Source organism: Mycolicibacterium pyrenivorans (assembly GCF_025821625.1).
In the GTDB taxonomy this organism is placed as follows: domain Bacteria; phylum Actinomycetota; class Actinomycetes; order Mycobacteriales; family Mycobacteriaceae; genus Mycobacterium; species Mycobacterium pyrenivorans.
In genome coordinates this window covers 1-14928 of record NZ_JACKSH010000288.1, presented here as the reverse complement: position 1 = coordinate 14928, position 14928 = coordinate 1, and the positions used below count along the sequence as shown (strand labels likewise).

The window sequence follows — 14928 nt, the reverse complement described above, 5'->3', positions numbered from 1 at the left end:
CGCGGCCCGCGGGTTGCGGCGGGCGTCACCGAGACCACCGCGTCCCGGAGTGGTGTGACATCGAGTCGATGCGGGCGGTGGCGCGGGCCAGACGGTTCTTCTTGCGGCTTTGTGCTGAGTTGGCGGCGGTAATGTCGAAGCAGCGTCGGAGCTTGAGCGTTACTCGGGCGTCTTCGCTGGCGCGTTGACAGATGAGACGGGCGAGCGGTGTGAGCGCCTCGTCGTGGTACACGTCATGAGATTCGAACTTGCCGTCAGCGAGGATGACCTCAGCGAGCAGGTGCTGCGCGGCGGTCGGGTCGTGAGCGTCCAGTACCGCGGCGGCAAGGGTACTGGCTCTTGCGGTGTGCACGGCGGAGGGCATCGTGGGTCGGGCCGTGGTTCGTCCTTTGCTGCTGCGGTCTGGGCTGGCGGCAACAGCGTTGTCGGAGCGCAGCGTTAAGTCCGCGGCGCCGCCGAGAAGTGTGAAGACGTACGAGCAAGGGTTTTCACGTCCATGAGCATCTCGTGTGGTCTCGGTTGATGTGCGCCGTACACGCGGAGCCGCCTTGGTCTTCCCGCGAGCAGCGCGTTGATGAGCCGCTGGGTCCGCGCCATCGAGAGGCTCAGGGGGTGATCGGCTGGCTGAACGCGGGTCAGGTCGGCGCCGCAAAGCCGCCGCTGCCCGACGAGGTCGAGGATCGGTTGAGCACATCGGTCCAACTCGGGGATCATGTAGGTGGGTGGGCGGTAGCGTTGCGGCGCAGCGCAGTTCGGGCAACCGTCCTGCAGCAGGCATTTGTGGGTAGGACAGGCGAAGGTCCAGTTGAGTCGCCATGCGAGCAGCCAGCGCCCTCCGGTGTCGGTCAGGCACTGTGGGCACCAACGTGAGGAGGTGCGCCAGTCCCAAGTCGAGGACAGCAGCGTTCGTCCACCGCTGAGCGGGCCCACACCACTTCCGCTGCGCGGCAACGCCAACGCATTGACAACATGGCGGCCGTAGCCGGTTGCCTGAGCGATTCCGTCGATATCGGCGGGGGTGAGTAGGCGTATCCAGGCCCCGTAGAACGAAATGGGTGCGATGGCGCATCGCTCGATGACAGCTCGGCGTGGCACGTGGTGCCGGTGGGCGATCGCGTCGAGCCAGGAGTCAAGCGCCTCGCCCTGGATCGGCGCTACCCGCAGCGGAAAGCTACGGTCGATCCGTGACATCGAGGGGGTGGCACGTCGACTCGAGGACGCGAGGACTGGCTGAGCCGGTATTGACCGGTTGCCCCTCGCGCCTCACTCACACCTCAATGTACTGCTAGCGATACATATTTTTATGCCCTTCTTGGTGGGCTGACTTTCGTGTATCGCAGGTGACTACTTGGGGGTGCCGACACGACTTCCTGCCGATGATCCCGACCGTGCCCAGCAGTGGCAGCGTCGCCGCGCGTTGGTGGGGTCACGGATCCGCGCGTTGCGGCTGGAGCGGGGGTTGTCGCAGGAGAGTCTGGCGCTGGAGTCGGGGGTGGCGCGCAATCAGTTGATTCAGATGGAGCATGGCCGGCGTGGGGTGTTGATCGAGCGGGTGTATGACATTGCCGAGGCTCTCGGGGTGTCGGTGAACGAGATCGTGGTCGACGATCCGGCTGCTACCGCGCAGCGGTAGTCCAGTACGTATGTCAGGGTCCGCCGAGTTCGGCGAGTCGGTGCACCGCCGCGAGGACGTCTTTGCCGAAGTCGGTGCAGCGCAGCGGTTTCTGGGTGAGCAGGCGTGCGCGGAAGTCTTTTTCCAGGCGGGCGATGTGGTGGCCGGTGACGGCTACTCCCCTGCCGAGGTGTTTCCCGGCGTCGGTGAGCGTGGTGAACTGGGTGATCACGGCGAAGCGTTGTAGCCGTTCCCAGCCGCCGTGGCCGACGAGGGCCGGGATGAGGATGGCCGGGATCTTTGGGTTGTCGCGGAGTTCGGCGTCGGTGTGTCGGGCCACGGTGCGTACCGGCATTCCGAGCGTGGCGGCTTGGGCGGCTACCGCTCCGCAGCGGATTTGGAGTTCTCGCGCGAGGTCTGCACACGAGCGTTGGCGGACGATGTATTCGGTGTAGAGCCAGTCGGGGTCGACCGGCTCAGTGGGCCGTGGCCCGGACGGCCGCAGGGGAATCGTGTAGTCGTGCATCAATCGAGAGAGGGTGCGTTTGCTGAACCCGGTCAGGGCGGCGATGTCGGCGAGGCTGCGTTGTTCCTGGCTGTACAGGGCGACGAGGCGTTCCCGCGGCAGCGCTTCGGCGGCTTGCTGATACACCCTGCCGGGCCGCCGGGCGCCGATGCGCGGGGCACGCGGGCGCGGGGGCAGCGCCGGGGCGGGATGCTGTTCGAGTGCATAGCGAATGAGGTCGCCGCTGACTCCTAACTGCTGGCTGGTGGCGGCGATGGTGCGGCGGTCAACCCGGATTAGTCGGTGTAGCTCCGCGATCTCGATATCGCCGAGCTCGACACCGGGTAACGATAGGCCGGCGACGATATTCGTCGGGGGTTCCCACACCACCGGCTCGTCCTGAATGCCTTGGGTTGCAAGGAACCTCGTTGCGTGACGGTGTAGGGCGCGGCTGAGCTGCGGGGTGAGGCGGCCCGGGAATTCCCTGAGCTCGGTGTCGGGGCCGTCCAGGCCGGTGCGGGGTTTGGTGGTGCCGCGGAGCTGGTGCTGCAGGTAGCTGCGTGGGTGGGCTGCCGAGCATCTTTGGTGGCTGAGGCTTCCGCAGATGCGGTCCCACTCGTCTTGGGCGAGCAGGCCGCGGTAGTCCAGGCGCCGTCGCCGCGCGTAGTCGATGGGTGCACTCTCCTCGCTGAGGTAGTCCGATAGGGCAGCGAGGGCGTCGCGGATCGCGGGCCAGTGCGGCGATTCTTTGAGCCGCCACAGCAGGTAGATGGCGTTGAGGCGGGCCAGCTCGCCGCCGAGATGCGCGGTGGCCTCGGCGATGTCCAGGTCGCTGCCGACCAGCAGCACTGCGGCAGCCAGCGCCACCCGCGAGCTGGAATGGGCCAACGCCGGCGGGCTCAGCCGCAACGCCCAGCCCGTCCACAATGCTGTGGGCAGCGCCCGAACCAGCTGCTGCTGCCGCTGCGTGTCGGTGGCGTGCAGCCTTGGGAAGGCACTGCCGAGGCGGCACTGCAACTGCGCAGCGGGGCTCAGGCGGTCACCGAGTGCGGTGAAATGCAGGGCCTGAAGCACCGGGCTCGCCGACGGCCCGGCCGGCAGGTCGAGATAGGTCCATTGATGCAGCACGTAGCGGCTGACCTCTTCAGGCAGCGCTGCCAGCGGCGCCGCGGCCGACCCGAAGTCGGGCCTGCTGAGCACGGTGACGGCCGCGGTGATCGCCGCGGCGCACGTCAGGACCGACGATGACATCTGCGCGTTGGCCGCCTGCCGCTGGTGTCGATATTGTGCGGCCAACTCGGCGGGCAGCAGGTCCTCGAGGTAGCGACCGGCGGTGGCCGACAGGATGCCGCGGCCAAGGATGCGGATATCGGCCAGCACGTCCCGAACTGGCATCGGATGCTGCGCGTAGAGCCCGAACTGGCCATTCTCGGCGGCGACCAGGTCGAGGAGCACCTGTTGGGCGAGCAGTGTCGGATGATCAGCCTCCAGCATGGTGACTGGGGTGTCGGCCAGGTCGGCGTCGCAGCGGAGCCGGTTTCTGCCGGCAGCCGTGGGGCTGGGGTGAGCACAGTGCACTGGACGCGGTGGGGCGGCGTTGAGGGGTTGGGGCGCGCGTTGGCGCCGGCCGCAGCGCGGGCAGTGTTCGGCCAGCAGGCATCGATGCTGCAGGCAGGCGAAGCTCCACATCAATCGCCACTGCAGCAGCCACGTTCCCCCGCTCGCGCCGAGGCAGTGCGGACAGAACCGCCACCCGCCGTGGTGGCGCGGCGTGGTTGCGGTCAGATCCGCTGTCGCTTCCTGTGCCCAGGACACGTTCGCTAGGTAGTGCGCCAAGGTCATCGCGTGCACCTGTGTCGGTGTGAGTCCTGTTGCGGCGGCGATCCGTTGCGCGTCGTCCTCGCTTACCGTGGCAGCGGTGACGCGGGTGCGCAGATCGGCAACGGTGTCTAGGCCCATGTGGTGGTACAGCGCGTTGAGTGACGTGTTGTGGCGCACCGCGATGGCGTGTAACCAGGAATCCAGCGCCTCCCCCGCCGCCGGTGCTGTGGTCAGGGGTAGCGCGCGGACGGTGGTCATGGCGGGTTGGGCGTGGTGCGTAGCCGGGTGGTTTTCTTGCCGGTGCGAAACGCGGCGTGTAGTTCACGGCGGCCGAGCTCGGCGGCGCTGTCGATGCGGCAGGACTCGAGGAGCTCGGCGGTGAGTTTCTCGGTGCCGGTGCGCATGGCTTTCTGGCAGGCCAATCGGATCAGCGCCATCAACGAGCCGATGTGGCCGGTGCTGCGCACGAACAACTGATCAGAGAGGTCATCGGCGAGCATGCCCGGATACTTCTGAGTCAGGAGCAGCCGTTGTTCGAGGGTGAGCAGTAAATCCCGCCAGCGCTGTCGTTGCTTTTCGGTGCCGACCATGAACGGTGACATGTCCACCGGCGTGGTGCAGCGCAGCAGCTGTTCCATTTCGTGATCGCGGTAGGCGTTGCAGTCATCGAGTAGCGCGTTGCGCTCGTGCAGGCCGATCCCGATGAGCAACACCGTCAGGGGGAACTCGTTGGCGATGTATTTGAACTGGTTACTCAGATCGGTCATGCGTTCCCGGCGACCGCGCAAGAAGTGCAGGTCATCGATGATGAGTAGCCTTGTCTCACAGGAGGACACATCATCGAGCGCGTGCCGCAGCAGTTGTTGGGCGCTGGCCCGCTGCCCTCCCGGGTGGGCGTAGAAGTCGCATATTGCCGCGTTGAACTCGCGGGTGCCCGTGGAGGCGGTCATACCGATCCGGCACACCGGCCACCTTTCATCTCCGGCGCGTGTCGTTGTCCCGTAACGCTCGATATGTCTGCGGTGCAGGCGTTTCCCGAACACCCGCGAGACGGTGCTCTTACCCAGACCGGGCAGTCCGCTGAGCGCAATCATCGGTTTGGTGTCCTCACCGGTCTGGCAGTTGCAGGCCACGAAGTCTTCGAGTTGCTCCAGCACGGATTGGCATTCAGCGGTCATCACCGTGCCCATTTGGGCGTGCCAGCGGCGGCGCTGATCGTTGTAATCCTCGCTGGCAGCCGCACCCAGATGACGTAGTTGTTTGTGGGACAGCGCTTCCGGCCGGTCCAGGGTCGGTGCGTCAACCATGTCGCGCCACCCCTCCTTGCGGGCCAGGGTGAGATTATCCAGATACTCGCGAGGGTTTCTGACGTCCGATTTGCCCCGCGGCGCCCTGGCAGGTCGCCGCTTCGGTGTTGAGGACTTCGGTGAGGTCATTCCACCTCCAGCACACCGTCGTAGAAGCTGCCCTGCTCCAGCGGCGGCTCGTCGGCGTCATCGAGGTCGCCGGGTTCCTCGTCGAGGTCATCAACGAACGCATCAGCGCCGGCGTCGTGGGCCCGCTCGCGAGGTTCGCGATCCAGTGCTGTAGCGACCGAGCTCAATTCGGCGCTGTCCGGTGGCGGGTTGAGATCACCGATGAGGCTGGACTGCTCGCGGGCCACCCGCAGTGCCCGGCGACGCTCGGCCATCGAGTTCGCGACGCTGAGTTTGCGGCGTTCCAGGAAGCTAGTGATGGCCAGCGGGTCATCGACATACCGGTTCTGGGCTTTGGCCAAGGTGCGCTCGAAACGCAAGATTTCCTCGCTCATCGGGGCGTCAAGCATGTCGGCGTGCTCCCATACCAACGGATGCCAGTGGCGGGTGCGGTCATCGCGGAAATACACTTTGGTGATGTCGTCGACGTTGTAGGCGATCGGCCACTTCTGGTTCGGATACGGGCTTTTCTCCTTCGCGCGTCCGGCGACGATGTCTCCTTTGTAGCGGCGCCCTCCCACGTCGATGCCATAGTGCTGGATGACGCGCCACACCACCGGCAGAAACTCGTAGGCGAGATCCGGATCGCGCGGCACCTCCAGATAGCCGGCGCGCGCCACCCCGTGGGCGAACATCTCCGCCGGGGTCATCGTCAGCTTCGGCACCCCCAGCCCGGACAGACTGTCGTGGGCGCTGTGGTGATAGATGACGGCGATCCACTCCCGGATGATGGCTTCCAGCTCATCGAGGTAGAACCAGGCATCCTGTTCCGGTGACACCCCGCGCGCGAAAATGTCCTGCCCCTTATAGCCGGGCAGCTCCTGCAGCAGACCCACGCGCAGCGTGGAGAAGAACCGCTCCACCGGCCCCTTATCGCGGGGTTGGCGCAACCGGGCCGGCTGGATTGAGATCCCCAACCGCTGACACACGCTGTTGAGGTGCGCGCTGACATAGATTTTGCCGTGATCGACGACCAACGTCTCGGGAACGACCGCCGGGGTCGCCGCCGGCACACTGCCCGGGTCGAGAGCGTCCTGTTCGACGAGCACCGAGCGCGGGATCCCGCGTGGGGGCCACATCGCTTCGGCCGGCCAGTCCCGCCCCGCCGGTTGCGGCCGAAACGTCTCGTACAACACCGCGGCCGCATCAATGGATTTCGTCGACACCGGGGTCAGCCGCAACCCGGTGACGCAGCGGCTGTACCAGTCCATCGCGACCGTCAGCTCGGCGTTCACCCACGTCAGCGTGTAGGGATCCATCGCGAACACATCCAGGCGAGTGGTGTCCATCAGCAGGTACTCCCCCGGCCGCATCGGATGCAGCTTGCCGTACACCTCGTTCGATCGGGAAGCGATGTCGCGGTTGCGTTTCGTGCTCTGCTTAAACAGCGGCCGCTGGTCCTCGAGCCGGGCCAGGATCCGATACGCCGTGCGCTGCGACGGCACCTTCACCACACCGGCGCCGAACCGCGCGTCCAGACGCGCACGGGTACGTCGAATCACCAAGTCCTCGTTGGGCTTCGACAGATCCGTGTACTCGCTCATCACCTCCAGGGCCGTCTGCTGCCACCGCGGATCCTGCCGCCCACCCATGCCAGGCTGCACCGCCCGCTGCGAGATCAATCCCGCTTCCCCGTGCGCCTGGTACTGCGCAACCCACCGCTCGACCGTGCGGGACTGCACACCCAACTCGGCCGCCTTGGCGGCATAACGTTCCATCACCGGCAGCTCGGACCGGTACGCAGTGCGCGGTTCATACGGCAGCGCGGTCTCCTGGCATCCGGAGCGGTAACCTGTCAACACTTCTCGCACGTGGGCCGCCCGTTCCAGCGCTTGTTTCCGGGCGGCCGCGGAGACCGCAGACAATGTCACCGCCGCGACCTCGCCGGGATCATCGGAAGCGGGTCCTTCATCAGAGCTGAGCACCCGAGCGCGATCAGACATCAGCAATTCACTCATGGATAATCGACGAATCACGTTGCCGCGCAGACCCCTCGACAACACTTCCAGGGACGAAGCCGTCACGTGCATCTCGACGATCTCTAACGCTTCGCCTTCGTAGATGATGCGCGACCCCACACCCACGGGCACCGCGGCATTCGTCATCGCCGTACCTCCAAGACACTCGAGGGCCGCAGCGGTGTTGCGAGGTCGACCACGATCTCTTGTTTCCACAGCAGATGCATCAGAGCATTGCGCATCCGCAAAGACGGACCTGTCGCAGCGACTCGACGCTCAGCATCGTCCAGACGCAGCCCGCCCAAACCGTCCATCGCACAACGAATGCGGTCGAGTGATCGCTGATCGACATATTGCTCTCGGCGATAACCGGCAAGAAAACGAACGTTCCCGAGCAGGATGGGTGGCTGCTCGCTCAACACCCGATACTCCCACCCCAGCGCCTCGAGCACTTCACGCGTCCACTCGCACAGCATCTGAATCTTCGGGTTCTCGGCAAGTCGCTGCGCGCGCACCACATCCACGACGGTGAGTCCGACCCCACTCCCCCACAGAAAATCTGGAATGTGGCGTCGCAGCCGACCGTTCACTACCGCACTCAGCCGGAACGGCTGCGCCACAACGCGGGTAACCGCCGGATCGAAATCCGCCAATAACAGCGAGGAAAGCTCCAAACGCGACTCGTAGATAACGTGGTCGCGTTCAGTAGCGGCCCAATACTTTCCGGAGTAATGACGCTGACCCTGATAGAAACGAAAAGTACGCCAAGGAACCGCCTCCAAGAGGACCGTATCCGAGACCTGACTCGCGGAGCGGACGTCGGCCTCACCGCTGCCCATCCGGTGCTCGATCACAGCCGTGGCCAAATCGACCTCGACACCGCCAGTCACGTCGGACATCCACAAGTAGGCCCGTGCAATGCAATCCCGCGTCCCGCCCGACCCGGTGCTTCCGCGAACAGCCAAGTGGCACAGAAAGAATCGCGCAGCAAGCCCATGCGTCGCCGACGCCACGCCGATTTAGGCCGAAGGGCTTCCACCAACGGCCAACTGACCGTAGGGATCGAGAAGCGCTCTACCGGTACCACACCTAAGCAACTCCACCCAGCTTGTGATGTCCTCTGAGCATGTGCCTGCCCAGGACCAGAAGCAATAGGCTGGCCACGGAGAATTGATAGTCCACCGCGCCGCGATCGCTCTGGCGCAGTTTTACCCGTGCACACGGGTCGTCCGCGCCGTACTGCCGTGTCTCGACCGGCTACTCAGGCTCTACCAAGCAATGATCAGACCTTTTGCCATCCGACATGTCGAATTCGACATCGTTCGACATTTCATATGGCAATTCGACACGGAGAATGGCAACCTACAAGGGCCCTGATTTCGGCAGCCGCTCAGTATCCCCTCGGCGGCCTTGTTGGGTCTGCCTGTTGAATTTTCTGCGCGAGATCCGATCCGTCGGCCGAGACGTTGTACCGGCCCATTGCGTAGTTGACGAACGCTGCGCCCTGAGCCACCGGGTCACGCAAAAACGGTGAGGTGCCTGGCTCGTGGTAGGCCCGAAAGGTCGGCTCGATAAACTGGAAGGCGCCCTGGGACGGAGTTCCCTTGACAGCGTTGGAATCCCAGTTGTTTACGGCGTTGATGTCGTTTCCGGACTCCCGGGTTGTCACGACTTTCATGCCGGTGGCCCAATTGCGGCGAGCCCGCGGGTCGGTAATGCCTTTTATGTCGAGCGCTCTGCTAATCGCGGCATCAATCCCGCCCGCAACTGGCGACGAGGCAATGTCGCTGCGGCGCAGCCGCATCCCGGCATGGCGGTCGCCCAGCGGGCGCCGCCCGGAGTGAATCTGCCCGGTCAGATTGGCGGCCTTGGCCAGCTGCGGAAGGTTGAAGCTCGGAAAGCCACCGCCTCGCGAGGAGCCCATCGGCGTACCGATCCCGGCTCCGCCGGCGCCAAATGGTGAGCCCCCGCCTACAGCCGCGCCACCGGCGTACCGCATCGACCGCAGCATCGCCGCCATCTGCGCGTCGCGGGTTTTGTAGGCCTGGACGACTTGTTGTTGTTGGGCGACGCGGTTGCGTAGTGCGACCAGGAGCCATCGACCGCAGCATCGCCGCCATCTGCGCGTCGCGGGTTTTGTAGGCCTGGACGACTTGTTGTTGTTGGGCGACGCGGTTGCGTAGTGCGACCAGGAGTGCTTTCTGGCCGGCGGGGGTGTTGGTGAACGGGGCTAATCCGTTGGTGTCGGTGGCGGCGCCGTTGACCACTCCGCCGGAGCTGGTGCGTCCGGTGCGGTCGGTGCGGGCGGCCTCGTCGAGCTGGGTGCTCAGCGCCCGGTCGTTGCCGGCNGGCGGCGCCGTTGACCACTCCGCCGGAGCTGGTGCGTCCGGTGCGGTCGGTGCGGGCGGCCTCGTCGAGCTGGGTGCTCAGCGCCCGGTCGTTGCCGGCCAGGGTGTCTAGGGCCGGGCCCGCGCCGCCGGCGAAGGTGGAGTAGTTGGTGGCCAGCTGCCCCGACAGTGGTGCCATCTGCGCTTGTCCCGAGCGCACCAGCTCCCCGGCGCCGGAGAGCTTCATCACCGAGCCCGCGGCCGGGCCTTGTCCGGAGGCCGGTGGATCGCCGAACAGTGANTGCGCGCGGCCCAGCACCTCACCGACCTGAGCCACCACCGCGCCAACCGACACGAAACCAGTATCAGCGACCCAGACCCACCACCCAGACACAAAAATGGACACAAATGTAGATTCTCAGGTTCGACTACCGGGCGCACCTCGGCGACCATGCGTACCGCGCGCTCCCGAAGTTCCTCGGGGTACTTGCTGACACGTCCCATAACTCAGATCCTCCCAAGATCGGAAGTCTCCGGAAACGCCGGGACGGGTCAAACCGGGCGCTGGCGGGACTCTGAGCGCCCTTCGACGAGAAAACGGCTTCTCAACGACGGGTTGCCTTATGTTGGAGGCCCGCTTCGATTACGGCGGCGTGCCTAGCCGGTGCCCCGAAGGCGACGGCTCATTCGGGGTCGTCATGACTAATCCGTAGCTGGCCCATTCCGGCCTGCTTGGCGTTCACCTGCCTGCGGCCGGACTCCGAGCTCGGTTCCGCAGGCACGCTCGGCGCGTTCGTCGAAAGAATCGCTTCAAGCGCCAGGCACTAATTCGGGATTCCCAGGGGAAGAACGATGGTTGAGCCGTTGAGTAGATATCCGAAGACGAACCTTCACTGGACTTGTTCAAGGTCGTTCAGGCGGCCGAAGAAGATTATCTTGCGTAATCGCTAGTCAGGCCGGTGCGGGCATGCCTGCCGTGCCATTAGTCACCACGTGATGCAGTGCTGCGGCGACTACCAGTGCCTGTGGCGCTCCGTCCGGTGGGTGTTGCTTGCTTCGGTTCAGCGGCCCGGTCCCATCATGCCGTGACCCATGCCGGGACCCATCATTCCGTGACCCGTGCCAGGTCCCATCATCCCGCCGCCCATCATCGCCGGCATCCCTTCGATGACGAATCCGGTGACTTCGCGGGCGTGTTCGCGAATGGCGTTGGTCAGTTCTGGGTCGCTGGAGGTTTCGACCACCACCACGCCGCTGGGTGTGAGCGTGATCTGACGTTGATAATCGGCAGCNGTGTTCGCGAATGGCGTTGGTCAGTTCTGGGTCGCTGGAGGTTTCGACCACCACCACGCCGCTGGGTGTGAGCGTGATCTGACGTTGATAATCGGCAGCGCGGCGGAACAGGGTAGGCAGGCTTGAGCTCATGCAGGTGACTTCACTGCCCTGATCGAGGTGGGTGTACATCGATGAGACGTGGGCCTGCAGTTCGGCGACGAGGTCGGCGGAGTCAGATTCGGTGGTGGTGCGCACACCTCCGGGAATCTCTTCCACGCTGCGTCGAAGCTCCTGATGCCGCATGAACATGTTCATGTAAGCGCGCATGTCCATACCGGTCGCGCCACCCATCCCGGGTTGGGCACGGCTGATTGGTATGTCGATAATGTTGCGCAAGACATACCCCAGGCCGAAGAGGGCCCCACCGGTGGCGAGCATTCTCAGCGCCGCTCGCCTGCTCATTCCGGTCATTTCCGATGATCCCTTCGCGTGCTCGACGTGTGCCGTGACAATCGCGTTGTGGGCGAACGCGCGGTGCGAGTTGCGTCCGTCTTAGGCGTTGGCGGCTTCGTGGCCGACGATGGCCGACTCGACGAGACAACCTGAAATTGCTGCCGTCGCAGCGTGAACCTGTGCTTGTGCGCTACGGCCGAGGTGTGGTTGGAGTGGTTGTCGGCGGCTGCGACTGGCCGGGCCCCCCGGGACCAGAGGGTCCCATCATGCCGGGTCCCATCATGCCGGGTCCCATCATGCCGGGTCCCATCATGCCGGGTCCCATCATGCCGGGCGTTCCTTGACAATTCCCCCGATTGCCGCCGAAACCGTCGGTGGCCCTGCCGATGAAGAACCCGGAAAAGAACACCACCGCAACGATGAACACCGCAGCGGCGGCAATACCACTCCACGCCAAGGCGTGGTTCACCCCTCTGCGCTGTCCGGCCACGGCGATTCGTTCGCTCGTTGATTCAGGTGTATCGGTCATGCTTCCAATCTCCTTCCGCTGCATCCATTTTTGAGGTCCTCGGTCGACTGGCACCGCGCTATCGGCCGACGCTGAGCTGTCGGCACGTGAGTCATCGCGATTCCTGGTGTTCGCGCAGCAGCGTCATCCGCAGCCGATACTCATCCTCGTCGATGTCACCGCGCGCAAACCGTTGGGCCAGAGCATTTTCGGGCCGCGACGAGGCCCCTGAATCCGCGCGGTTGCGCTGTGCATCGCTACCGGCGAGATGCCGAACGGCCAGCACGACCGCGGTGATCAGGATGGCCGACAACAGCACCATCACCACGCCCATAAGGATCCAGCCGCCCCATCCCCAACCGCCCCACATGCAGTCGTCTGTGCCGTACATCATGGTGGTGAACCCCTTTCATCTGACTGGCCGGGAAATGTCTCACCTGACACCACAATGGACTGGCAGGGCGCTCGGGCGGTAGGGCCGATGTCTCTGTGTTTCGACATTGGCTCGAGGATCATTTTTTCCCTGTCACTTCTCGGCGTGGATCCCAGTGTTCAATACCCCCGTGGGTATGTCAAGGCCCTTTTCGGGGCGGATCCGACAAGGCTTGGCAATCCGTGCCGCTACGGCGACCCGACCGCCCGCGGATATGCGCTTGACCGGCCGTTTGTGTGCGGTGTGGTGTGTGGGTTGGCATGCAGCTTGAGCCCGGTTCGCTTCCCGGCCACGGGCGTGTGCACTCACGGAGATTGTCGGACACTCCCGCCGATCATGAGGGCGCCGCTGCTGCGTGGGCCATCGCTGCTCGGTCGGTCGGTCGATGCAAGGGGCAGGGGCTTGGCTCGGCCGGCGCGCACACCGTTGGCGATGACGACGACCTCGGCCAGCTCGTGTACCAGCACGACGGCGGCCAGACCGAGCACACCGAGCAGCGCCAGCGGTATCAACACGGTGATCAGCGCAAGTGACAGGCCGACGTTTTGCAGCATGGCCTCTCGGGCACGACGGGCGTGGCTGAATGCCTGCGGCAGGTGGCGCAGGTCTTCGCCCATCAACGCCACGTCGGCGGTCTCGATGGCTACGTCGGTACCCATCGCCCCCATCGCGATACCGGGGTCGGCGGTGGCCAGGGCGGGGGCGTCGCTGATCCCATCGCCGACCATGGCTGTGTTGAGCTGAACACGTAGTTATTCGATGAGCCGCGCCTTGTCCTCGGGGCGTAGCTCCGCGTGCACGTCGTGGATACCGACATCTTTGGCGACTGCGGCGGCGGTGGTGTGATTGTCGCCGGTGAGCATCGCGCTATGGTGGCCGTCGCGGCGCAGCTGGGCGACGGCCTCGGCCGCCTCGGGACGGAGTTCGTCGCGCGGCGATCGCGCCGACCGTTTGGCCGTCGTCTTTGACGAGCACGACGGTGGCGCCGGCCTGCTGCATCCGTACCACGTCATCCGCCAACGCGCCCGCATCGAGCCACCCGGGTCGGGCCCAGGCGAATCGTGTTGCCGTCGCGGCGGCCGGCGAGCCCGGCGCCGGTCGCCGCCTGCACGTCAGTAGCCAGGGTCACCTCGTCGACGGCGGCCACGATCGCCACGGCCAGCGGATGTTCACTGCGCGCTTTCAGCGCTGCGGCCGCATCCTTCCCGGTGTTGCCACGGAGTTGTCGCCACCTTTTGCCATCCAAATGGCAGATCCGATAACGAGCCGTTGGTCCATGAAACACTATGCGCGGCAGTGCCACTGGTCGGAAGCGCATACCCTTTCGCAGGGTGGCTGCGAGGGGTAAGATCCGCCAAGAGAGTGGCAATACGCCATCGCGCGTGACACCTGATAGCACGCCCCGACTGTCGTGCTGACATCCACCAAGAAGTACCGCAGCAGCTACAAATTCGTTTGCTCACAAGGACACGTTGACACGTGTGTGTCGCGGTCGAAGGATTGCGGCCTTTCGCCAAAAGCCCGAAACGACCCGCGTATCGCCACATTCACCGAGGCTCCTGTGCGAGTGGGCGTTGTCCCACAGCCGAACAGCGGTGGGCGGGACTCAGCGAACTAAGGCTGGCATCGACGTCATCTACGTAGGAAGGCCGTAGTTGATGACAAATGGATCTCGGTCGGGTTGAGATGTGGTGTCAGGCAGCCGCTGTCGGGGATGACGCTGTCATGCTGATTCCGTGGCACCTAGGACAGCGAGGAAGACCGACAGCAGGCTCGCCGCTCGGCTCGCCGCGCTCGCCTCGCTGGGCGCGTCTGTCATCCACTTCGCCGTCGTACCCACCCACTGGCAGGAGTGGATGCCGGCAGGCCTGTTCTTCGCATCCGTCGCGGTCTTCCAATTCTGCTGGGCGCGGCTTGTTCTCGCCCGAACCACCAACCCAGTGCTAGCACTCGGCATCATGGTCAACCTCGCGCTCATCGCGCTCTGGTCCGTGTCGAGAACCGCTGGTGCGCCGTTCGGTCCCCACGCCGGTGAAGCTGAACTGATCCAAGCCGCGGACTTATGCGCGCTGTTGCTCCAGATTTATGTCGTGATGGGCGCGGGCTGGGTCTGGTACCGCGGCCTGCAAGGCGAACCGTTGCCAGCTTTCGGCAGCGCCATGGTGCTCCTCGGCGCGATCGGCATCGTTACGCTGGCTTCCACCGTAGGTGCTGCATCTGGTCTGCGCCATGGCCATCACGCGCCAGCAGGTGCGGAAGCGGGGGCCCATCACCACGGGAACGATGCAGGACAAGCCGACCACCACAATGACCCGGAACCCGAACCTGCAGCACCCCCCGGGGACACAGGAGGCAATCTTCATGGGACCGGCGTCGAACACGGCGACGACCATCACAGTCACGATCCGCAGCCGGCTCCTCACCCGCCTGCCGCCCACCCGGTCGAAGCACCTGCGCCCGCCCCTAGTAGTACTTTGTTAGATCGGTGTGTCGCAACGGTTTTCGGTGTTGCCTCTGGGAGAATCGGGGGGTGGACGCAGCCGGTCTCGTAAGTGTCGATG

11 protein-coding genes and 2 pseudogenes are annotated in these 14928 nt (G+C 65.0%); 2 read left to right on the top strand and 11 right to left on the bottom strand.

What is annotated here, in order from left to right; all coding sequences use genetic code 11:
* Window positions 1-25 precede the first annotated feature (25 nt).
* Window positions 26-352, bottom strand: coding sequence for a hypothetical protein (locus H7I57_RS31710; protein WP_131722613.1), 327 nt, complete (start codon window positions 350-352; stop codon window positions 26-28).
* Window positions 353-438: 86 nt separating this feature from the next.
* Window positions 439-1191 (bottom strand): TniQ family protein, encoded by a 753-nt coding sequence (locus H7I57_RS31705; protein WP_011767803.1) that lies wholly within the window; start codon window positions 1189-1191, stop codon window positions 439-441.
* A gap of 163 nt (window positions 1192-1354) precedes the next feature.
* Here H7I57_RS31705 and H7I57_RS31700 point away from each other — a divergent pair, with 163 nt between their 5' ends.
* A complete protein-coding gene (locus H7I57_RS31700; RefSeq protein WP_011767802.1) occupies window positions 1355-1633 on the top strand; it encodes a helix-turn-helix domain-containing protein in 279 nt (92 codons plus the stop codon).
* 13 nt (window positions 1634-1646) lie between these two features.
* Here H7I57_RS31700 and H7I57_RS31695 read toward each other — a convergent pair whose 3' ends face one another.
* The 9 genes and pseudogenes from H7I57_RS31695 to H7I57_RS31650 all read right to left on the bottom strand — a co-directional run.
* The gene (locus tag H7I57_RS31695; protein WP_011767801.1) at window positions 1647-4196 is read right to left on the bottom strand and encodes a TniQ family protein; all 2550 of its coding nucleotides are present in this window, start codon (window positions 4194-4196) and stop codon (window positions 1647-1649) included.
* Window positions 4193-5374, bottom strand: coding sequence for an ATP-binding protein (locus H7I57_RS31690; RefSeq protein WP_011767800.1), 1182 nt, complete (start codon window positions 5372-5374; stop codon window positions 4193-4195). The genes H7I57_RS31695 and H7I57_RS31690 overlap by 4 nt, the downstream gene beginning before the upstream one ends.
* Window positions 5371-7518, bottom strand: a complete 2148-nt coding sequence (locus H7I57_RS31685; RefSeq protein ID WP_011767799.1) for a TnsB C-terminal domain-containing protein — start codon at window positions 7516-7518, stop codon at window positions 5371-5373. Before H7I57_RS31685 ends, H7I57_RS31690 begins: the two co-directional genes overlap by 4 nt.
* Complete coding sequence (locus H7I57_RS31680; RefSeq protein WP_231507944.1) at window positions 7515-8261, bottom strand: TnsA-like heteromeric transposase endonuclease subunit; 747 nt, start codon at window positions 8259-8261, stop codon at window positions 7515-7517. The genes H7I57_RS31685 and H7I57_RS31680 overlap by 4 nt, the downstream gene beginning before the upstream one ends.
* Window positions 8262-8761: 500 nt before the next feature.
* A complete protein-coding gene (locus H7I57_RS31675) occupies window positions 8762-9295 on the bottom strand; it encodes a hypothetical protein (RefSeq protein WP_372510498.1) in 534 nt (177 codons plus the stop codon).
* A 1464-nt stretch (window positions 9296-10759) separates the two neighbouring features.
* Window positions 10760-11444 (bottom strand): annotated as a pseudogene (locus H7I57_RS31665) (hypothetical protein).
* 172 nt (window positions 11445-11616) lie between these two features.
* Entirely contained in the window at window positions 11617-11955 is a 339-nt protein-coding gene (locus H7I57_RS31660) for a hypothetical protein (protein WP_264028447.1), read from the bottom strand.
* Between the two features lie 91 nt (window positions 11956-12046).
* Window positions 12047-12328 carry an SHOCT domain-containing protein gene (locus H7I57_RS31655; protein WP_264028446.1) on the bottom strand — a complete coding sequence of 94 codons (282 nt, stop codon included), beginning with the start codon at window positions 12326-12328 and terminating at the stop codon, window positions 12047-12049.
* A gap of 344 nt (window positions 12329-12672) precedes the next feature.
* Window positions 12673-13565, bottom strand: a pseudogene (locus H7I57_RS31650) (HAD-IC family P-type ATPase); the annotation flags it as partial.
* A 538-nt stretch (window positions 13566-14103) separates the two neighbouring features.
* Between H7I57_RS31650 and H7I57_RS31645 the strand changes: the two are divergent.
* Entirely contained in the window at window positions 14104-14919 is an 816-nt protein-coding gene (locus tag H7I57_RS31645) for a hypothetical protein (RefSeq protein ID WP_264028445.1), read from the top strand.
* The last annotated feature ends 9 nt before the right edge of the window (window positions 14920-14928 follow it).